Genomic DNA, 22231 nt, shown 5'->3' with positions numbered 1-22231 from the left:
TGTTATATTGTAAATTTTAGATTTAATTACATTGTTAAAATTAACTAAGAGTTTTGGCTCTCTTTAGTTTTTTGTAAATTATATAAGTTAACAATAAGTTGTAATGCAGCTTGTTAAATATAAATTAAAAATCCAAGGGGGAATATATTATGAGAAAACAAAATTTAAAAAGGTACAAGATTTATAAGTTTGGAGAAGGTGATATTAATGGAATCATTGATGCTAGATCTAGTGAATATAAAGAGTTTTATGTTAGTCCAAGCATTAATTTAAAACTTTCTGAAATATCACTTTCTGAAAGTGCATTTTTTAATATTTATCTACAGTATTTTAATAAAAAATATGAGAAAGATATGTTATTAGAAAATGTAATAATAGTTGAGTTAAATAATAAACATGGACTCGCCGAATTACAAACTGGTATAGATTTCAATGGGGAAACTTATACTTATTTAATAACAACGCCTTCATGGACAAAACATGAAGATGATATTAGTAAAGGTGCTTGTATGATGATAAGAAAAAAAGATATAGCATTTAAAATATTCTTTGAGAATCTTATATCATTGGGTGAAATTGAAAAGTATAAGGGGAAAGATAAAAAAATTAATACGGAACATGCAAGATTGGCACTATCATTATCTACAGCTTATATGACTAAATTAAAACCAAAAGCAATAATTGTAGATGAATGTAATGGAATAATAACTAGTGATATTGTAACTGTAATAAATAAAAAAGTAATAGAAATTACTGATAGTATGGGAGATGAAGAATTAAAAAAATATAGAAATGTTCCTGTAACTCAGTTTGATGGATGTGGACTTATGAGTATGGAATTTGCTAATGAGATTAAGATAGATGGAGACTATAAACACCCAATCACTTGGTGTGGCATTAGAATTTATAATACAGCAACCAAAGGATTATTGGTTTCATTCGATTTCAAAAAATATATACATAAATTCTATGGAGAAGATACTGACTACATTGAAAAAAGAGAAAATGGAAAAATATACATAAAGAATATGTTTAATAAATGGCAATGCGTAGATGATGCAGATATTTTAATTAATGCCAGTATGGCAAAGTGGGCAGATCATTTTGGTAGTTTAAAACAAATATACGAAAAAGTAAATGATGAAAAGTATGAGAATTATAAAGATATAATTGAAAATCTATGGATAACCAAAGTTAATAAGCCTTATTCAGAAATTGAAAAATACAACTTAACAAATTATCAATTATTAGGCAACTTAAATTTATCCTCTGATGAACTTAAAGAAATATATAAACCTACTGAAAATATGTTTAATAGATTACTAGATGGTGATATAGATGCAACTTTTTTATATCTAAATTTATTAAAAGGTAAAAAATTTAATAGCGACGGTGAGAATGATGATATAGAAGAAGACGAAGCTATATCTGTATCAACCGTTGCAGAACAATTGATAGCTAAGAATCCTAATCTTATAAAAAGTGATTATGTAAAAAAGCATGTTGCAAGAATGATAAAAAAACAATTAAATTTATTATGCTCAGGAAAAGCATATGTAGAGAGTTATTATAAAACAGTTACACAAGATCCAATTTCATTCTGTGAATGGCTTATTAATAGGACTGAAAATGAAAAGTTTGTTAGCAATCATCGTGGACTTAAAGAGCATCAATTTTATTGCAGTGATACAGAAGATGGCGATATAAGAACTTGTTCAAGAAATCCTCTGGCATCCTTCAGTGAGATTTTAAATCTATCATTTGTACATAATAATTTTTTAGATGATTGGTATGGACATTTAAGTAAAGATTTAGTTATATGTAATTGCCATGATTTAACAAAAGAAATAGCTTCAGGTATGGATTTTGATACAGATACAATAAATGTAGCTAATCATCCTATTATTAGAAATGCTGTTAAGACAGATTTACCATTTATTAATATAGAAGATATTAATAAAGAAAAACCATCAAAAAAGTGGACAGATAACAATAGATATTCTGCTTTTATAACTTCAACAGGAAATTTAATTGGTAAAATAGCTAATATGACGAGTTCCGTTAGTGCGGAAGCTACTAGCTATAACTATTACAATTATATATATAATAAAACAGAAGAAGCAAAGACTTATAAAGAATTGTGGGATGCTTTTCATAACACTTTTACCAAAGATATTGTTAAAGAAAATAAAAGGAATAAAGTATATTTAATTCAAGATGGTAATTATGTTTTAGATTATAAAGGTGAAAAAATACTTAGAGGTAGCTACTTACATTTTAAGACTACACTTGAACAAAATTTTACAAAAACATTAGCAGAATTATCTGAAGAAGAAATACATAAGCAGATTGATAAGGGGTTTGAAGACTATAAAAGAGATTCATATTACCTTAGAATATTAAGCATGAAAGCTATAGATGTTCCTAAAACTCTTATACCTATAGAAAAAGATGAGTATAAAGAAGAAAAAGATAAATACGGTAAGAATCCTTATTTTTTAGGATATAGAAAAGGCTTTTATGATGAGAAAGGAAAAAGAATTAAATATATATTCCACGAAAATGCTTTAGATATAAATGCAAGTAGAATTTATGATGAAATTATAAGTAAGAGAAAAGAGTTAGAACAAGTAAGTAAAACTTCAACATCTAAGGAATTAATTCAAAAATTTTTCTATAATCCTACAGAAAAACAAAATGAGCACTGGGAAGAATGTAAAAATGAGATTGTAAATTTATATGATTATTATAAAAACAATAGAAGTAAGATTAAATTAAAATATGATGAATTAATAAAAAATACTGAAAATGAAGCTGAAAAAGCTAAATATGAAGAAGAGAAGATAAAACTTTATAAGTTACATGATATTGATGTATTAGAAAGAGCTGATGGAATAAGTGCAAAATATAATGACTATAGATTGATTTCTAGTATATTAGCAACAGAAACTTCAGAAACATTTATGTTCAATTATTTTAATTGTGACTGCTTTAAAATGTTGGATGAAACAAGTATTACGGTGCAGAAATATCAATATATACCAGATATAAATGGAGATATAGAGTTTAAATTTAAGAACTATAGAAAAGAACCAATAGAAATAAAAATTAATGATGAAGAATTACAAGAAAATATACGATTAAGATTTTTAAATAAAAAAAGTGATAAATTTAAAGATACTAAGATAAGAATAGGATACATAGATGTTATTAATCATGTTAATTTAGAAAGCTATAAAAATAATAATACTAAATTTCATATTGGGTTTAGAGAATATAAAGAAAGTATGCAGCCAGCTTTATTATTGGATAATACATTTGTAGCTTTTGTATATAATAATCAAGATTTATTATGTGCTAAGGGTGAAGATGTAATTATAAAAGAAATCATAAAAAATAATGCAAAATCAGCAGAAGTAATTGTTGGAATAGCTTAGTACATATAATGGGGCACTACCGTGCCCCCGTTTATGAAAGTGAATTTAAACTCATTTTCATAGATTGAAACAGGAGGAATATTTATATGAAAAAGAAATTTTTTAATTTATACCAAGCAAATATATTCATTGAAAAAGGTGCAATATGTACAGGCTGCGGAATAGAAAAATATAAAGCATTTGTTGAATTTGAAATGAATGATTTGTTTAACGAATTACAATATAAATGGGACAAACATATATTGAGTAAATAAGAAAAATGTTGAAAGGGATGGTTGAATGAAAAGAAAAAAACTAATACAGAATATAGAATATAATTATAGAAATTTAGAAAATAAAGATGGTAGCTTAGATGGAAATTCAGCTTTATATAATAACATAGAATTAATTAAAGATGTGTATAATTCTAATGAAATAGTAAATATTACAAAAAATTGTAAGGATATAACCGATGATATAGTTAATAGTTTTATAGATACATTTAGTAGCAGAGGTGGTGCGACGAAGGATCAAATTTATTTTGCAAAAGAAACATCACAAATAATATATGGTAAATTAAAAGAAAATATTATAACTGTTATTCCTGCACCTTGCGGTTTTGGTAAGTCCAGTATTACATTAGAAATATTAAAAAAGCAAATAAAATTATATAAAGATAAAAAAACAAGTAATGGAATAATTATAGCAACCGATAGATTAGAAAGTTTGAGGCATACTGAAGATTGTTTAAATAAAATGGGATTAGGAGGATATACATATATTCTTGAAGGTTGGAATGAAAAAATGTGCATAAATAAAAAGGTAAAAAAATCTGATGACAAAATATGTACATCTAATAATTGTCCATTTTATGAAAGATGTAAAATATTTACACAAAAATATGAATGTATGAAATATCCAATATTATTGATAACAAATGCAAGACTAAGAGAATGTGCAGAAAGTATTAAAATGTACAATACATATAATATTGATAAAAATAATAAAGGTGAAAGAAATTTATTACTTATAGATGAAAGACCTGATATGCTTGATACAGTTAAAGTTAATAAATCATTATTAAATAAAATATCTACTGATATAGATAAATGTAAATATGAAACAACTGATGATAAAACTAAACTACAAAATAAATGGAAAGATATAGAAGATACTATAATATCTAAAATGCAGAGATTAAGGCAGCAATATAAAAGGTTTATAATATCAAATATTAATAATGATAATATTTGTGAAAATGATATGGATTTTATAACATTATGGGATAAATATATTGGGAAAAATTATAAACGTGAATTGCAGCATATACATGATGTGTTAACAAAAGGTGGATTATATGTATATGAAGGTAAAAATGAATTTATAAGTACTATAGGTAGTAAAAATCTTAGGGAAATATATTGTGATACATTTAAGACTATAATTTTTGATGGTACTGCTCTCTATGACCCATTATATTTAGGTATGTATGATAAAGGTGATTTAAAGTTTTTAGATATACAAAATACCAGATTATATGATAATTTAACGATAAATGTATATAACAAACATAAGTTGAATAGATATAGTTTTTCAGAAAAAAAATATTTAATAAATGCATGTGCCAAATTTATTAACAATAAAATGTTAGGATTTAATAAAAGTTACGTAGTTACATATGGAGACCAATCAGTACAATTAGCAAATTTATTGAAGCATAAAGTAAATATTCCCATGCCAGATGAAGGTGTATCTACTTACTACTTTGGAGCAACAAAGGGAGAAAATAGTATGCAAGATTGTACTAAAATGTTTATGGTTGGATGGCATACACTACCAGACTATGAATATGTAATACAATGGCTCTCTACTTCTATAAAATGGGAGAAGACATTGGTATATTGTACCAATATTGAAAATGCTGAAAAATTAAGTGATGACTTAATATTTAAAGATAGAAGTAGAGAAGAAGTAGGAAATAATACATATACAAGTTTTGGACATAAGATTTATGAGTTTGGACTACCTTTATTGAACCAATTTAAGGCATTATTAATTGTTACAGACTTTTATCAGGAAGTACATAGAACTAAATTAAGAAATTATCAATTTAAAGATAAAATTGAAATACATATTTTTCAACAGAAAAAATTAATATTAGATATGATTGAAAATTTATTTGCAACAACTGTAGGTAAAAAAGTTATTGTTCCGTTTGATAAAGAACTGAAAGAATTTAAAGAATCAAAAAATGATAATAGAGCAAATAAAGGTCAAGCAAATACTAAATTCACAAATTGGTTAGAAAAACAAGATAAGAATAGAGAAGTAACAACAAAAGATTTATACAACGAAACTGGTTTAACTAAAAAACAATTAGATAAATTAAGAGAAAATAATAATTATATAAAAGAGTGGTTTATAGAGCATACAGTAAAAAGAGGAAAATATTTAATATAAAATTATTAGCACCCTATTTCCTTATATAAATATATAGGAGATTAGGGGGTTAAAAAAATAAACAAAAATTAATCATGCGAGTGAAAGGTTGTGGGGTCTGGGGAAGGAAAACTACTCGCAGCTTTTTTATTTTTAATTTTACGGAAACTAGGTTATGACGTAAGGAATAACCTTAGTTGTAGTTAATTTAAAAATAAAAATGTTGGTTAGTTTTCCTTAATCCCCAGTATAGTTTAAATAGCTCACAAATGTGTGTAAAATTTTTTATAAGAGAACTAAGATTTTTAAATAATTATGATTGGATTAAATTTTATATATCTATAGTTGTTTCATGAACTTAACAATTAAGATCATTTAATATAATGGTCTTCTTTTTTTATATTTAAAGTGGGCAAGCTATTTCTAAGTGTCTAACTTCGCCTTTGGCTCGTTATCCACTAAGAAATAGTGCGACTGCACCCACTATTATGGACGTGAATTGAAATACATAATAAAAAATTTAAATAAAAATGGAGGAATAATATTATGGAAAAAATTAATCAGCAACAAAAAGAATTAGGAAATGAAATATCTAGTAAATTAACTGAGATACTAGGCAAAAAAGTAGAAGTAGGATTTTTACTTGGAAAAGATAAGGGTTTTATTTTCGATATTTTTGACGATAAATATGATTACAAAAAAATTCAATTAAATTATCTTAAGGACATAGAAAGTGATTTATATATTTCTTATATATTAGATGCACTAAAACAAGAAAAATATGAATTTCATGAATCAACTCCAGAGGAAAGATATGTAATTGATATATTAGAAGAAACTAAAAGTGAGAATTTATATATAATAGATGGAATCTTGTGTAATATCGGAAATGAATATGAAATTGATTTGTCCTGTGTAGATGCATTAAGTTATAACAGACCTGAATGCAATATTTATATTACCAGTGATGAAGAACAATTTTATATTGATTTAGTGAATGAAAAAATAGAAATGCTTGGAGAAGAATCATATGAAGATGAAGTGGAAACTATAACTCCAGAATTTTTACAAAAAGTTACAGATGAATGGAACAGTTTGAATTATTGGTGTTCACTGGAATTTGATAATAATTTTATATATTTATATGATAAGGAACATAACAAAAAAACAGAATTATTAGCTATAGACGATATACAATTGATAAGATTTAAAGACAATACAATAGACATAGATTTCGATGAAGACGAGAATGGATTTGATTGTTTAAGCATTGACCGATATGGAGTAACTATGTAAAGGTTATATTAAATTAAGAATTAAGGACTGTACACAAATGTGTATGGTCTTTTTTTTATACAAAAAATTAATTAAAATTTAGGAGGATGTATTATGGCAAATGGAATTAAAGATGTAATAGGAGTTTATGGTATTTATAATAAGATAACAGGAGAATGTATCTATGTTGGATCAGGCGGTCTGAGAAATAGAGAATCCACACATTTAGGATTATTAAGGCATGGAAATCATAAAAATAAATTGTTACAAAAGATTTATGATGAAATAGGTGAAAATAATTTAGAAGATAAAATATTAGAGTACTGTGATGATGCAAATAAAAAAGAAGTTGAGACTAAATATTATAAATCATTAAATCCAGTATGTTGTTTGGAAGAACCAAAAGATTGCCCGAGGTATAAAGAGAATTATCCTAAAATGAGTGCAGCACAAAGAGGAAGTAGAAATCCTAATGCCCGTTTAACGGAAGAAGATATAGTACAAATAAAGATTTATATGAGAGATCACACTTATAGAGATATAGAATTAGCTAAAATGTATAATGTGAGCCTTAGTCATATTAATAATATTAGACGAGGATTAAAATGGAAACATGTTGAAATATAAAAGGGATTATATCTATTCCAGTAGATACAATCCAAATGAATTAATGTCAAAATAAATTATACAAATAAAATATAAAAAAGTAAAGGGTGCTTATAATATTGAGCATCCTTTTGTTTAGATTGGAGGATAGTGAGATGGAAGAATTAAAGGAATTATTTATAGTCAACAGAAATAAAATTGCCTATTTATATAGCAATGGCATATTTGAAGATAGAATAGAAAAAATTTATAGAAATGGTCAGGAGCAGTATGCTTTTGTGTTCATAGCTACAGATACAGTTAGAGATTTATTAAAAGAATTTGATGGGGATACAGAACTAAAAAGATTTTGCTCAAATTTTAAATCTGTGGCATTTACAATAAAAAAATATAAAGAGCAGGAGGAATTATTATGATAAAAAATAACAAATTATATAACGCAATTGTTGAAGTTAATACAAAAGGGACTTTTCAGCAGCAGGCTTGGAGTCTTTGCAGAGAAGAAAAGACATACAAAAAACTTATTATAGAATATAGAAAGCAGATAGCCGATATAGATGGTATAAACGTTCCAGTTCTCAAAAAAGATTTGGAATTAATGCTCAATAAATATGAAATTAGATTAGATAATGTTAAAAATGAAATGTGCTATCTAAATAAAAGAATAATAGATTCTTTAGAAGTTATAGAGCCATTTGTAGATGTGGAAGTATTTGTTGAGTTGTTTGGGTTAGATTATAACGATTATGATGAGAACGAGAGTTTCTATAATAACTTATTAACTTCTAGTACTAGAGTTGGACATGTTTGCAGACAGGGATTAATATGGAATGAAAAAATATTAATTTCTGAAATGGAGGAAAAATAATATGAAGAGAATCGGCAATGCTTATTATCTAGTGGTAGAAGAAGATAATAATAAATCTAATAAAATACAAGATATTACAGTTAAAATTAATATTGACGCTGAAGAATTATTAAGAGGTTTAGATAATATAAAATATGAAATATTAGAATTGGAAAAAGAAAAATGTGATGAAATTAAAGATAAGACCATGGCAGAATTAATTGGTAATATAGAGCAGCAGATTAAAATTAATGATAGAATAATTGGAATTAATAATGAATTAATTCGATTTTATGAAAAGGAATTAGATATTATTAATAAGATTATGGAAGTATAATAATCGTTCGACAAATAAAGGACATCATCTTTCACATATAGAAGCTTATAGAAAATATGGTGAAAGGTGAGTGGTATGTATGAAGTTTATTTTAAAATTTAAAGACGGGAGTTCTTTTCCAGCAGAAGTAAATGATACTAATAATGGTATAGGAAAGATTATGTGTGAACAAAATGGCGATTTTCTTAATACTATATTAACAGGAAAAGAACGAGATGAAAGTATTACTTTGTCTGGAGAAAATGGTAAGAAAGAACAAGTAAAATATAATGAGTTATATTCTATTGAAATTATATTATAAGGACTCTTAACAGGATTCTTTTTAGTGTATTGCAATCAATCCAAATAAGATTAAAATATAAGAATAAGTGTTTGTCATTTGTAAATTATACTGGGAAGCCCAAGGATTTAGTCACCCTTGGGTGTTTTAATTTTTGATTAGATAAATAATAGAAAAATATGAATAAATTATTGAATAAATAAAGGAATTTAACCTAATGTTGTAGAATAGAGTAATAAAATACAATATTTAGGGAGATGGGATTATGGAATATAGACCTCATGATTTTGGTATAGATATGGAACGTATCCAAAAAAATATTCAAAAAACTAAACAATATGATAATGGATTTGCTAATATTTTTTATGAACAGCTAGTAAAAGAAATTAATGATTTTGACAAGAGATTAGATGATTCTGAATCAGTTGGAATGAGATTGGTTACATTTGGAAATACTATTCAGTTTAATATTCTTAATATAGGATATCAAGACCCTTACTTAATATATTTTTATGGAGAATTAGAAGATGGTTCACCAATACAATTAATTCAAAATGTCAATCAAATTAGCTTTGTATTAATTGCTATGAAAAGAAAAAATCCAGAAGAACCTAAAAACACTATTGGTTTTAGATAGGAGATGGTGTTATGAGTTCATATAATATTAGAAATACTATTTATTGTGAAAATATAAAAGAAGAAGTTAGACAAAAGTATGATTTTGGTTTATTACCAGCATTTAATGGTCAAGTTAATATTATTCATGGGCAAGATAAATGTTCTGGTAGTTCCATATGCAAATTACAAGATCCATCATTTGAATGCTCTATTTTAAAAAATGAAAAGAATAAAAAAATAGAAGAACAAAAAGAAATATTAGTGAAAAGACGACAGGAAGAAGAAAAATGGAATTTTTAAATGATAGATTAATTAAGTAAGTGCAGCAATTGTGCTTACTTTTTTATTTTTTTGACTGTACTAGATTAATATATAACTAATTAAATATAATTGGAGGGAAAATAAATGATTGGAACATTATTAACTATATTATTAATAGTATTAATTGTTATGTTATTTGCTCCTATAATTGGATGGTTAATAGGAGCAATATTTAGTATATTAGTGTTTAATTTAGGAGCAATAATATTATTGGTATGTAAGATAATAAAAAAAATTATAGGTGAATAGTAATGGCAACATATAGGAAATGTGGTGTATGTGGTAAGAAAGTATTGGAGCATACAGAATGTGAATGCGAGATAGCAAAGAAGAAAGAATACTACAATAAATATAGAAAGAATAGAACGGATATAAAAGAGCAGAAGTTTTATAGGAGCGATAGTTGGATAAGAATAAAAGATTCAGTAAAGGCAAGACAGTTGGGTATGGATATTTATGAGTACATGACAACAGGGTTAGTAATACAAGCAGAGATGTATCATCATATTGTTGAAGTAAAGGATGATTGGAATAAAAGATTAGATAGTGATAATCTTATAGGACTAACTAAAGGCAATCATGTCTATATACATAGTCTATATAATAAGGATGAAGATATAAGAAAGCAGACACAAAAGATATTATTTAATATGCTAGATAAGTTTTATAAAAAATTTGATTTATAATAAGTCATAATATAGTAAATAAATATGTTTAATAATATATTATTTGATACGGGGGGAGTGGTAATCAATAAAAATTATCCGTTGGGAATCTGATGGGCTTAACCAGTCACAAATATATCCCTAAATCAACATTTTATATCAACTGACAATCATTATTAATAGAAACGAATAGAAAGGATGGTGATAAAATTGGCTCGTCCATCAAAAAGTGTAAATACAATGAGTAAACATCTCACAAAAGAAGAAATAGAAAATAGGCAAAAGGCAGAACAAGAATTACGTGGTTCGAGTGACAAGATTAAACCTCCAACCTATTTATCTAGTTCACAAAAGAAGATTTTTAGATACATTGTAAAAGAATTGGAAGCATCAGGGATATTGTCCAACTTAGATATTTATGTTTTAAGTACTTGTAGTATAGCAATAGATAGATTACAGGCAATAGAAACACTTATAAATGAAGATATACAACAATTAAAAAACAAAGATTTAATGGCAAGTAAAGATAAATATACAAAAGACCTTTGGAGAGCAACTAATGAATTAAGTTTATCTCCACAATCAAGGGCAAAATTAGGAAATTTAAATTTGCAAAACAAGGAAAATAAAGAAGACCCCGTTGCTAAAGCTTTAAGGGGTGAGGATTAATGTTATTATTAGATAAAGCATTAGAATATTGTAATAATGTTATTAATGATAAAGAAATTTGTCCTTGGGAAGTAAAAAAACAATGTGAAATATTTTTAGAAAATTACAATATAAATCAATATAAAGATGATTTTGAGTTTTGCTTTAGTGAGAGCAAATTAAAAGTAATTAATAATCTACTTAAACTAATGAACTATGCAACAGGTTTTGTAGCAGGAAAAAATATATTAGAAGGTTTGGCAGGATTCCAAGCCTTATTTTTATGTGCAATTTTTGGTTGGAGATATAAAAATGACATAAATAAGATGATGTATAGAGATGTTGTTTTATTTATACCACGTAAAAATGCAAAAACTTTTATAACTGCAATTGTTTTCATATTGTTAATGCTTACAGAACAAAATTATTCAGAGTTTTATTCTATTTGTATTGATAGAGATTTGGCGAAAGAACTTAGAAAAGCTATGGCACAAATTATAGGTGCAAGTCCTTTTATTGCTAAATATTTTATAGTATCTGAAAGTGAAATAGGTATTATTAAATGTAAATTAACAAAGAGTTATTATTATCCAAGAACAAGCAAAGCAAATAAAAACAACTCGATTAGACCTGCATGTGTTTGTGTGGATGAAATGGGAGCGTTTACAACAAATGGTAATATACAAGCTATGCGTAAAGGTCAGCTTAGTGTAAAAAATCCGATAATGGTGCGTACTACAACTGCCTATGCTGAATCTGATTCTATAATGTTAGAAGAACTTGATTATGATAGAGCAGTTTTAAAAGGCATTATAAAAAATGATAGATATTTTTGTTTACTATATTATGCAGAAAGAGAAGAAGCATGGACAGATGAAGCTATTTATAAAGCTAATCCTTTGAGAATTGAAGAAAATTATAATGAAATAAAATCTGATAGAGAAATTGCTAAGATAAAAACCAAAGAGCAGGAAGAATTCCTAACTAAAAATCTTAATATTTTCTTAGAAACAAATGAGTTAAATAAGTACATAGATATTACATATTGGAAGAAGTGTGTAGTAGATAACATTGATTTTAGTGGTAAAAATGTAATAGTTGGCATTGATATGTCTGTTACAACGGATTTAACTGCTGTTTCTATAATGTATAAAGAAGATAATATTATTTATTGTATGTCTCATGGGTTTTTACCTGCTGATTCACTTGATAAACGTAGAGAAAAAATAGATTATAGGGATTATGCAAAAAAAGGATATTGTGATTTACATAAAGGAATGACGGTAAATTATACACTGGTAGAAGAATACATAAGAAATATAGAAGAAAAATATGGTTGTACAATAAAAATGATAGTGACAGACCCTATGAACGCAAAAGAAATGGTTGAAAGACTTGAAGTAGATTGTGATGTATTAAAGTTAAAGCAAACTTATACAAATTTATCTCCTGCAACAAAAGAATTCAGAAAAAAAGTGTATGATAGTCAGGTTAAATATTTAAAAAATGAATTACTTGATTGGAATATGAGTAATGCAATAACAGATGTAGGTAAATCAGACGATGAAATGCTGGCAAAAGAAGATAAAAACAAGCAAAGAATAGATATGGTTGCAGTATTAATCTTTGCATATACAGAATTACTTGGAGAAGATGATAGTTATAATGCTTTAGATGCACTAGATGAAATGAGTAAAGACTGGTAATAAAAGGGGTGAAAATATGAAAAAAAATAAAACAATTTTTAATAAATTTAAAATACATACGATAAAACCTTATCTTGTGGCTGATATTTTAACTATAACATCCCTTTTTATTATATTTTTAACAACTTTTATGATAAATGCATTTGCAGGAATGTATATTTTAGCATTAGAGCTGTTAATATTGAGCTATTTTATAAGTGGCAAAGGGGGTGAAAAATAATTGTTTTGGGATAGATTGGAGAAAAGAGACACCACAGGGGACACATTTAACTGGACAGCTTGGACTAAAGGTGAGGATACAATATCAGAAAATTCTTTAAGAGAGCAGAATTATATTACTGGATTAAATATCTTAGGGAGTACTATTGCCAAATTACCAGTTTTAATTAAACAAACAACAGACAAAGGTGAAATTGAAGCAAATAAACATTATTTGTGGGATCTGTTAAGATTACGTCCTAATATGTCTATGAATTCTTTTGATTGCCTTAAATCTCTTATAATGTTATATAAACATTATGGAACCAGTGGATTATACATACAAAAAGATTATAAAGGTAATGTTACAGGTTTATATCCTTGTAAAATTAATCAATTTACAGTAGATGATGTGGGATTAATAAAATCTACTAAAACTATTAGTAAAGTATTAGTTGATTTTGATTGTGTTGGCACACAAGGAAGTTGTTTAGATACAGATATGATTATATTAAGAGATAATTCTCTTGATGGAATTAACTGTAAAGCAACTAAAAGCTATGTAAAAGATACGATAGATACTAATTTACAGGCACAAAATTATCAAAAAAATTTATTTGCTAATGGATTAACAAGTAAAGCTGTAGTTCAATTAACTTCTGATATTAAAGAAGAAAGTGAATTGAAGAAAATACAAGCTAAATTTAGCAGAATTTATAGCAGTAATAATCGCATTTTCACTGTGCCTGCTGGATATTCAATTAGTCCTTTAAATTTATCGTTGGTTGACTCTCAATTTGCAGAATTAAAAATAAATGGGAAAAAAGATATTGCCAGTACAATAGGTATTCCTTTTTCTTTAATAGATACTGGGAGCTTAAGTGAAGAAGATAATATTAGTTATTTGACTAATACCATAAGTCCTATTTTGGTTCAAATAGAGCAAGAAATGGATTGGAAATTGCTAACTTCTACAGATAGAAGAAAAGGATATAAGATTAGATTTAATGTAAACAGTATGTTGCGTACAAGTGCAGAAAAGCAAAAGAATATAATAATAGACTATGTTAAAAATGGTGTATATTCTTTAGAATATGCTAGAAACCTTCTTGGAGTAAATACAGATTTTAATAATGAAACTGTAACATTGCCTTCTGGTCAGATTCTATTAAAAGATTTAATAGATGGTAAGGCTACATGGCAAAAGAGTACCGATATCAATACGAAAGGGGGTGCTTAAATATATGGAAAATAGAGAATTTAGAGCCGTAAAAGACTATGAAATTAGGCAGATACAAGATACAAATACAACAGAAATTGATGGATACATAGCTAAATTCGATAGTCCAACAGAACTTTTTCAAGGGTTTTATGAAAAAATTGATAGAGGTGCTTTTGATAATACTTTAAAAGATGGTCATAATATATTTTTATTATATCATCATGACTGGTCAAAACCTTTAGCAAGTACACAAACTGGGACTTTAACTTTATCTGTAGATAATGTCGGTTTAAGATTCAATGCAACTATAAATGATAATTTATCTTATGGAAAAGATGCTATTGAACTAATAAAACAAGGACTTATAAGTGGCTGTAGTTTTGGTTTTACATGTGTAAGAGAATCTAATGAATACAATGCAAATGATGATAGTATTATGAGAACTTTATTAGAAGTTGAATTGTATGAAGGTTCTATTTTATGTATTCCACAGTATGAAGATACTACAGTTTTTGCAAGGGCAAAAGAAATTGATAGTAAAGAAAGAGCAAAATTAGAACAGGCAAAACAAAATGAATTGGATTTAGAGTTAATCAAACTTGAACTTGATTTAGATAATTAAGTTCTTTTTTTATGCAAAAAATTAAAAAAATTTATAGAAAAGGTAGGTAAAAAAATATATGGATATTAATGAAATGAAAAAAGCAGTAGAAGAAAAAAGAGCAGAGGTAAGAGGTGCTTTAGACGCTAAAGACGCTGAAAAAGCAAAAGCATTAAATGAAGAACTAAGAGGATTACAAGATAGTTTAAAAATAGCAGAAGAATTAGAAGCAGACGAAAAAAGAGCATTAGAAAATCAGAAAGCAAAAAAAGAAGAAAGAGGCGATGTTAAAGTGGAAAAAGTAAGTGAAATGAGAGCAATAGTAAAAAGTGTAATGGGTAAGGAATTATCAGCAGAGGAAAGAGCAGTAATAGTATCTAGTGATAATAGTGCTGTATTGCCAAGCCAGTTTGTTAACCAGTTACAAGAAATAAAGAAAGGTTTTGGTTCATTAAAATCAATTTGTGATGTTATACCAGTCACTAAAAACAGTGGAACAATCCCAATGGTTGATTATGACCAAAATAGTTTAGCTGATATAGCAGAAGGTGCGGATATAGTTGATGGTTCATTAGTAACTACTGACTTAAATTTTACTTGCTCTAAAGTTGGTTTAATACAAACATTATCAAGTGAATTAGTTGATGATGCAGAAGTTGAAATTGAATCAATAGCAAGAACTAACTTTTCTGAAATAGCAGTTGCTAAAGAAAATAAAAAGATTATGACAGTTATAGATACAAATGCAACAGCAGTAACTACTCCAACTTCATATGAAGATTTAGAAAATGTTATGGATACTGCATTACCTGCTGTAAAATCTGGATTAATTACATTATGTAATGTAGCAGGATATGCATACCTTAAGAACAAGAAAGATAACCAAGAGAGACCTTTGAATCTAATAACTAATGTAAATGGTGTTGAATATTTCAATAATAAACCAATCATAACTTTTGATTCTTCTTTAGTTACTCCAGGTGCAGGTATGACTAAAATTTTCTATTCTCTTAACTCAAAAGAAGCAGTTAAATTTCTTGAGAGAGCAGGTGTAACTGTAGCTAGAAGTACAGAAGCAGGTTTTAATGATGATACTATTAAATTAAGAATCTTAGAAAGACTTGCAGTTGCAAAAGGTTCTGTAAGAAGTGTTAAAAAATTAGAGTTAGCTTAATTTTAGATGGGGTTGTATATACCCCATTATTTAAAGGGGTGATGATATGACGTTAGATGAAGTTAAAAATTATCTAAGAGTTGATGCTGATTTTATAGAAGATGATGCTTATATACAAACTTTAATAGATAATTCACAAACTTATATAGATTCATGTGTTGGCACTGGTTATCAGACCAATGCTAATTTAGTTAAACTTGCTACTACAGCACAATATAAGCTAATCAATGATTTATATAATAATAGAAGCCAATATATTGATGGTTCATTCAAGCGAGATATAATAATTGACACAATATTTGATATGTTAGCAAGTGCCAGTGACGAGGTGATATAAATGCAACTATATAACAGTGCAGAATTAAATAAACGTATATCTATTGGAGCAATGGCAGTAACAACAAATAGCAATGGATATGAAGAACCACAATGGCAAGATTATTTATCTTCTTGGTCAAAAATATCTAATGTTTCAGGAACAGAAGTATTTAAAAGTGGACATGATTTTAGCCAGACTATGACTAGATTTTTGATTAGATACAGAAGTGATAAAGCAATAGATAATACTATGAAAGTAAAATTTGGTAAAAGAATAGTAGATGGTCAAGTAGTGGATGTATTTTACAACATTAAATATGTTAATAATTACAATTTTAGCAATGAATTTCTTGAAATTATTGGGGAGGTGTTAGTGTAATGTCAGCTAGTTTTGATGTAGATGGCTTTGAAAGCTTAATGTCTAAGCTCCAAAGTATGGGTAAAGAAGGGACAAAAATAGAAGATGAAGCTTTACAGAAAGCAGCAGAGCCTATATTAGTAGATGCGAAAAATAGTGCTCCTGTAAGAACAGGGAAACTAAGAGATGGACTGAAGATAAGTAAAGCTAAAAAATCTAAAGATGGTAAATACGTATTAGTTGGAACAGATAAAAAAGATAAAGATGCACCATTTTGGGCTACATTTATAGAATTTGGTACAAGCAAAATGCCTGCACAACCATTCTTAAGACCTGCTTTTGAGAAAAACAAGAAACAGGTTTTTGAGATAATTAAAGAAGAAATTGCGAAGAAGGTGGAATAAGGATGATAAATAATTTTATAATTAATAGTTTATCTTCTTTAAATATTCCAATAACGTTTCAGAAATATAGTGGAACAGCATCAAAATATATTACTTTTTTTACATATCTTAATCAAGGTGAAGATTTTTCAGAAGATGAAGAAGAAAGCACAGGACATTATATACAATTAGATATCTGGTACAAAACGGATATAGGAGATTTAGCACAACAAATAGTAAATTTATTAAAAATACAAGGATTTAAAAAATTAGATATAAGAGACATGCCTTATGAGGCTGATACGGGGATTTATCACACGGTGGTAAGTCTTTTTTATTTAGAAGAAAATATATAAAATGAAGGGAAGTATGTTTAATGAGTAGACAAATAGGTTTAAGAGATGTAAGTTTTGCACCTTTAACAGTAGATCCAGTAGGAGGTTCAACAACTTATGGCACAATGAAAAAATATGAAAGGTCAATTTCGGCGAAAATAACACCAAAATCTACTAGTGAAAAGCAATATAGTGATGATGATATAGAAGAAATAATTCAAAAGTTTGATTCCATAGATGTAGAAATAGAATTAAATCAACTAAGTCCAGCAACAAGAGCATTTTTACAAGGTGCAAAATTAATTAATGGTATTTTAATTGAAAATAAAGATGATGTTCCACCTTGGGTAGCAATGAGCTTTAGAAGCTTAAAGTCAGACAAAACAAATTATAGATATGTATGTTTGTTAAAAGGTCAATTTCAGCTTACAGCAGATAATTATGATACTGATGCAGATAAATTAAAGACTCAGACAGCAACAATAAAAGCTACATTTATACCTAGAGAAAGTGACGGTAATTGGAGATTGATAGCTGATACAGATGGTGAAGGTGTAGATGCTAATGCACTAGCTGGATGGCTAACAGCAGTCCCAACAATACCAGTACAAGCATAGGAGGTATTTAAATGGGAGTTAAAGGAAAAGAATTAAAAACAATAAAAAACGATATGCAGACTATTGAGGTAGGTGGAAAAACCTATCCAATAGTTTTTGATTTCAATGTACTTTCTGAATTAGAAGATATATATGGTGATGTATCAAAGGCTTTCGAGGATTTAGAAAAGGTAAAAATAAAAGCTATAAGGGCATTAGTATATAGTTTAATAAAAGTAGAAGATGAAGAAATAACATTGAAAGATGTTGGTAAAATGTTAGATATGGATTTTATAAATAAATTTGTAGAGAAGGCTGGTATAGCACTTAATAATGATATGCCAGAAGTAACTACTGGAAATGTGGGGGAATAGAAGCCGAGGGTAATTCTAGTAATGAATGGGATTGGTCTTGGCTCTTTTATTGTGGAACTATTCTTTTAAAAATGACAGAAGAACAGTTTTGGAAATGTACTCCTAAAAAGCTTGATGCTTTATTTAAGACTTATAAAGAAGTAAACGGCATTAAGGATAAAGATAGTGAAATGGATTATATAGATAATGTTTTATTTTAAGAAAGGTAGGTGTAGTAGTTAATGGCAGAAGAGAGTATACAAGGGCTTACGGTCAAAGTTGGATTAGATGATAATTTATTCACTCAGGGGGTTGCTGGACTTAATAAGTCTATGAGTGTTTTAAAAAGTGAATTTAATGCTACATCTGCCAATCTTAAGAATTTTGGCAGTAATACAGACCAGCTAAAGGCAAAAGCTGAATACTTATCTAAGAGTATGGAATTACAGAAGGCTAAAATTGATGCATTAAAAAAGGCTTATGAGCAATCTAAGAGTGAAACAGGACAGTTTAGTGATTCAACTCAAACTTTAGCACAAAAACTTAATAATGCTATAGCTTCTTATTCAAAAACTGAGGGCAGTTTAAATAAAGTCAATGAAGCACTTGAAAAAAGTAAAAAAGAGGTAAATGAAAATTCTAATATTTGGAGTAAGTTTTCTGAAAAAATATCTAATGCTACTAAAGGCATAGGTCAGAGTATTAAAAACGGTATTGGCATGGCTATAGGTAGAGATATCTGGGATAAATTTAAAGAAGGCTCTGTAAGTGTATTAACATTCGGTTCTGATGCACAAAAAGCTATGAATCAGCTTCAAGCTAGCACAGGAATGTCAACTCAAAGCCTTAATGGTATGAAACAAACCATGACTGATATCTATAATGACAATTTTGGAGAAAGTTTTGATGATATAGGACAGGCTTTAGGAGTAATACAGAAACAGTGGAGAGGTAATTCTAATGAGGTTAAGGGGCTTACTGAAAATGCATTATTGCTAAGAGATACCTTCGGTTATGAGGTTAATGAAAGTTTTAGGAGTGCTAATGCTTTAGTACAAAACTTTGGTATAAGTGCACAAGATGCTTATAACCTTATTGCACAGGGAGCACAAAGTGGACTCGATAAAAATGGAGATCTATTAGATACAATGAATGAATATCCAGTAGAGTTTAAATCTCTAGGTCTTAATGCTCAAGATATGTTCAATATGCTTCAAAATGGTGCTAAAGCAGGTGGTTTTAGCATTGATAAAATGGGGGATGCAGTTAAAGAATTCTCTATACGTACAAAAGATGGAAGTACAGGCACTCAACAGGCTTTTCAAGCATTAGGACTTAATGCACAAAAGACTATGGAGAAATTTGCTAAAGGTGGAGATACTGCAAAACAGGCCTTTCAAGAAGTGAATTCTAAATTACTAAATTTAAAAGACCCATTGCAGCAGAATCAATTAGGAGTACAACTTTGGGGTACACAATGGGAAGATTTACAGAAAAGTGGTATTGTGGCATTAACTAATCTTAATGGCTCTATATCTACTTCTAAAAATGCTTTGGGAGAAATGAATAAGGTAAAATATAATGACCTTGGAAGTGCTTTTGAAGGTATAAAACGTAATTTACAAACTGGTATTTTATTGCCTTTAAGCAATGAAGTACTACCTAAACTATCGGATTTTTCTAACTGGTTTCAACAACATATGCCAGAAATAAAACAGGACGTAAGTAATACTATGGCTGTAATATTACCTATTATTCAAAATGGATTTACACTTATGGGAAATGCATTTAATTTTGTAAAAGACCACAGTAGCCAATTTAAAATTGCTTTAGATATATTAGTACCTGCTATCGGTGGACTTGTAATAATAAATCAAATAGCAACAACTATAAATGGATTTGCTAATGCAATAACTGGAGCAAAAATGGCTATGGACAATATGAAAATAGCAGGAGAGTTTTTATCTGGTGGATTTGCTAAGGTTATAGAGGGTGCAAAAAATGGGGCAACTGTCTTTGGAAATGTTGCATCTAGTATAGGTACTGCAACTATAGAGTTAGCAAAAAATACTTTAGAACTAGGGAAACAAGGTCTTGCATGGTTGGCAACTAAAATACAGTTAGTGGCTACTACTATAGCTACTGGAGCAATGACAATAGCACAAACTGCACTTAATTTTGTCATGAGTTTAAATCCTATTACGATTGTCATTGTTAGTTTAGCAGCATTAGCAGCAGGATTAGTAATTGCTTATAATAAATCCGAAACGTTTAGAAATATAGTTAATGGTGCTTTTAATGGTGTGAAGAATACTGCTGAATGGGTAGTTAATGGAATTGTAGATAAATGGAATGGTTTCTGGAATACCATACATGAAATTGGAAGTAAAATTAAATCTTTCTTAGGTGGAATTTTTGATTTTAAGATACCTCATATTCCATTGCCACACTTTACTGCTAGTGGATCACTTAATCCTATTGATTGGGTTAAAGGTGGATTGCCTAAAATTGGTATCGATTGGTATGCTAAAGGTGGTATTTTCAATAGTCCTTCTATAATTGGTGTTGGTGAAGCAGGAAAAGAAGCAGTAATGCCATTAGAACGCAACACAGGATGGATTGATGAACTTGCTAATAAACTTAATAGTAAAATAAGTAATAGTAATGATAGTTCAAGTAGTAAAACACCTATAATATTTCAAATGGTTATGCCTAACGGAAAAGTATTTGCGGAGTACATATTTGACGATTTAGACGAATTACAAGGAAAAAAGAACAAAAGAAAAATGAGGGGGGTTGGTATATAAATGACACAGATAACATTTAATAATAAAAATAGTTATGTAGATTTTGGAATTACGATAGAAAGTATAGATATCCAGCCACCTTCTAAGAAAAAGATAAAGGATTCTGTTCCATTTATGAATGGTAGTTATGATTTTTCTACGATAGGTACTGGAGGAGAAGCAGTATATAACGAAAGAGAAATAAAAATAAGGTTTAATTTGGTAACAAGAGATAAACTCTCTTTGTATTTAAAATATAGTAAAGTTTTGGAGTGGCTATTAGGAACTGGTCAGCAGAAATTGATATTTAACTTTATGCAAGGATATTATTTCCTTGCTGAAGTAGAAAATGCTCCAAGTTTTGAGGAAGTTTTACAAAGAGCAGGAAAATTAGAAGTTAATTTTATTTGTGAGCCTTTTAAATATGGTGCTGATCTTGCAGGAGATTTACTTTGGGACAATATAGATTTTGAATTACCAGATTACATCCAAAACACTTTGTTTACTATTTCTGGTAGTCAAACAGTGACTCTATATAATCCTTCCAATCATTCTATTATTCCTAAAGTTGTTTGTAATTCAAATATGAGTTGTACCTTAAATAGCTACACTGCTAATTTTACAACTACTAAAAATATAGATTGGCAATTTAAGTTATTACCAGGAGAAAACAATATACAAATAACTGGAACAGGCAATATAAGTTTTGAATTTAGAAAAGAAGTTCTTTAAGAGTAGATTAATTTCTA

28 protein-coding genes are annotated in these 22231 nt (G+C 28.0%); all 28 read left to right on the top strand.

What is annotated here, in order from left to right:
- Window positions 1-149 precede the first annotated feature (149 nt).
- The 28 genes from CLPA_RS16960 (at window position 150) to CLPA_RS16840 (ending at window position 22214) form a co-directional block, all read left to right on the top strand.
- Window positions 150-3437, top strand: a complete 3288-nt coding sequence (locus CLPA_RS16960; RefSeq protein WP_003445927.1) for a hypothetical protein — start codon at window positions 150-152, stop codon at window positions 3435-3437.
- Between the two features lie 86 nt (window positions 3438-3523).
- Window positions 3524-3691 carry a hypothetical protein gene (locus CLPA_RS21270; protein ID WP_155760390.1) on the top strand — a complete coding sequence of 56 codons (168 nt, stop codon included), beginning with the start codon at window positions 3524-3526 and terminating at the stop codon, window positions 3689-3691.
- A gap of 25 nt (window positions 3692-3716) precedes the next feature.
- The gene (locus CLPA_RS16955; RefSeq protein ID WP_003445929.1) at window positions 3717-5876 is read left to right on the top strand and encodes a hypothetical protein; all 2160 of its coding nucleotides are present in this window, start codon (window positions 3717-3719) and stop codon (window positions 5874-5876) included.
- 525 nt (window positions 5877-6401) lie between these two features.
- Entirely contained in the window at window positions 6402-7151 is a 750-nt protein-coding gene (locus CLPA_RS16950) for a hypothetical protein (protein WP_003445931.1), read from the top strand.
- Between the two features lie 93 nt (window positions 7152-7244).
- Complete coding sequence (locus CLPA_RS16945; RefSeq protein ID WP_003445933.1) at window positions 7245-7757, top strand: GIY-YIG nuclease family protein; 513 nt, start codon at window positions 7245-7247, stop codon at window positions 7755-7757.
- Window positions 7758-7891: 134 nt separating this feature from the next.
- The gene (locus tag CLPA_RS16940; protein WP_003445937.1) at window positions 7892-8152 is read left to right on the top strand and encodes a DUF5659 domain-containing protein; all 261 of its coding nucleotides are present in this window, start codon (window positions 7892-7894) and stop codon (window positions 8150-8152) included.
- Entirely contained in the window at window positions 8149-8604 is a 456-nt protein-coding gene (locus CLPA_RS16935) for a hypothetical protein (protein ID WP_003445939.1), read from the top strand. The genes CLPA_RS16940 and CLPA_RS16935 overlap by 4 nt, the downstream gene beginning before the upstream one ends.
- A 1-nt stretch (window position 8605) precedes the next feature.
- Entirely contained in the window at window positions 8606-8920 is a 315-nt protein-coding gene (locus CLPA_RS16930; RefSeq protein WP_003445940.1) for a hypothetical protein, read from the top strand.
- Window positions 8921-8999: 79 nt separating this feature from the next.
- Window positions 9000-9221: a hypothetical protein gene (locus tag CLPA_RS16925; RefSeq protein ID WP_003445941.1), complete on the top strand. Its 222-nt coding sequence runs from the start codon at window positions 9000-9002 to the stop codon at window positions 9219-9221.
- A gap of 244 nt (window positions 9222-9465) precedes the next feature.
- Window positions 9466-9837, top strand: coding sequence for a DUF6173 family protein (locus CLPA_RS16920; RefSeq protein ID WP_003445942.1), 372 nt, complete (start codon window positions 9466-9468; stop codon window positions 9835-9837).
- 11 nt (window positions 9838-9848) lie between these two features.
- Entirely contained in the window at window positions 9849-10118 is a 270-nt protein-coding gene (locus CLPA_RS16915; RefSeq protein ID WP_003445943.1) for a hypothetical protein, read from the top strand.
- 105 nt (window positions 10119-10223) lie between these two features.
- Window positions 10224-10388 (top strand): hypothetical protein, encoded by a 165-nt coding sequence (locus CLPA_RS21265; protein ID WP_155760388.1) that lies wholly within the window; start codon window positions 10224-10226, stop codon window positions 10386-10388.
- Between the two features lie 2 nt (window positions 10389-10390).
- The gene (locus tag CLPA_RS16910) at window positions 10391-10825 is read left to right on the top strand and encodes a hypothetical protein (protein WP_003445944.1); all 435 of its coding nucleotides are present in this window, start codon (window positions 10391-10393) and stop codon (window positions 10823-10825) included.
- A gap of 189 nt (window positions 10826-11014) precedes the next feature.
- Window positions 11015-11473, top strand: coding sequence for a phage terminase small subunit P27 family (locus tag CLPA_RS16905; protein WP_003445945.1), 459 nt, complete (start codon window positions 11015-11017; stop codon window positions 11471-11473).
- Window positions 11473-13158: a terminase large subunit gene (locus CLPA_RS16900; protein WP_003445948.1), complete on the top strand. Its 1686-nt coding sequence runs from the start codon at window positions 11473-11475 to the stop codon at window positions 13156-13158. Before CLPA_RS16905 ends, CLPA_RS16900 begins: the two co-directional genes overlap by 1 nt.
- Before the next feature lie 16 nt (window positions 13159-13174).
- Window positions 13175-13378 (top strand): hypothetical protein, encoded by a 204-nt coding sequence (locus CLPA_RS16895; protein ID WP_003445949.1) that lies wholly within the window; start codon window positions 13175-13177, stop codon window positions 13376-13378.
- Window positions 13379-14596 (top strand): phage portal protein, encoded by a 1218-nt coding sequence (locus CLPA_RS16890; RefSeq protein ID WP_003445950.1) that lies wholly within the window; start codon window positions 13379-13381, stop codon window positions 14594-14596. It begins immediately after the preceding gene.
- A gap of 4 nt (window positions 14597-14600) precedes the next feature.
- Window positions 14601-15200, top strand: a complete 600-nt coding sequence (locus tag CLPA_RS16885) for an HK97 family phage prohead protease (RefSeq protein ID WP_003445951.1) — start codon at window positions 14601-14603, stop codon at window positions 15198-15200.
- 58 nt (window positions 15201-15258) lie between these two features.
- The gene (locus CLPA_RS16880; RefSeq protein WP_003445952.1) at window positions 15259-16353 is read left to right on the top strand and encodes a phage major capsid protein; all 1095 of its coding nucleotides are present in this window, start codon (window positions 15259-15261) and stop codon (window positions 16351-16353) included.
- A gap of 46 nt (window positions 16354-16399) precedes the next feature.
- Window positions 16400-16690, top strand: a complete 291-nt coding sequence (locus CLPA_RS16875; RefSeq protein WP_003445953.1) for a head-tail connector protein — start codon at window positions 16400-16402, stop codon at window positions 16688-16690.
- Window positions 16691-17050, top strand: a complete 360-nt coding sequence (locus CLPA_RS16870) for a phage head closure protein (RefSeq protein ID WP_003445954.1) — start codon at window positions 16691-16693, stop codon at window positions 17048-17050. It begins immediately after the preceding gene.
- Complete coding sequence (locus CLPA_RS16865; protein WP_003445955.1) at window positions 17050-17433, top strand: HK97-gp10 family putative phage morphogenesis protein; 384 nt, start codon at window positions 17050-17052, stop codon at window positions 17431-17433. Before CLPA_RS16870 ends, CLPA_RS16865 begins: the two co-directional genes overlap by 1 nt.
- Before the next feature lie 2 nt (window positions 17434-17435).
- Window positions 17436-17768: a hypothetical protein gene (locus tag CLPA_RS16860; RefSeq protein WP_003445958.1), complete on the top strand. Its 333-nt coding sequence runs from the start codon at window positions 17436-17438 to the stop codon at window positions 17766-17768.
- Between the two features lie 20 nt (window positions 17769-17788).
- Complete coding sequence (locus tag CLPA_RS16855) at window positions 17789-18364, top strand: major tail protein (protein ID WP_003445960.1); 576 nt, start codon at window positions 17789-17791, stop codon at window positions 18362-18364.
- An 11-nt stretch (window positions 18365-18375) separates the two neighbouring features.
- On the top strand, window positions 18376-18717 hold the full coding sequence (locus CLPA_RS16850; protein ID WP_003445962.1) for a hypothetical protein: 342 nt from the start codon (window positions 18376-18378) through the stop codon (window positions 18715-18717).
- 71 nt (window positions 18718-18788) lie between these two features.
- Window positions 18789-18917, top strand: a complete 129-nt coding sequence (locus CLPA_RS21940; RefSeq protein WP_257786223.1) for a hypothetical protein — start codon at window positions 18789-18791, stop codon at window positions 18915-18917.
- Window positions 18918-18938: 21 nt separating this feature from the next.
- Window positions 18939-21503, top strand: coding sequence for a phage tail tape measure protein (locus tag CLPA_RS16845; protein WP_003445963.1), 2565 nt, complete (start codon window positions 18939-18941; stop codon window positions 21501-21503).
- A complete protein-coding gene (locus tag CLPA_RS16840; RefSeq protein ID WP_003445964.1) occupies window positions 21504-22214 on the top strand; it encodes a distal tail protein Dit in 711 nt (236 codons plus the stop codon).
- Window positions 22215-22231: the final 17 nt, after the last annotated feature.

This window comes from Clostridium pasteurianum DSM 525 = ATCC 6013, from assembly GCF_000807255.1.
GTDB classification, from domain to species: domain Bacteria; phylum Bacillota; class Clostridia; order Clostridiales; family Clostridiaceae; genus Clostridium_I; species Clostridium_I pasteurianum.
The sequence above is the reverse complement of the archived record's forward strand: the minus strand, read 5'-3'. Positions and strand labels throughout refer to the sequence as shown.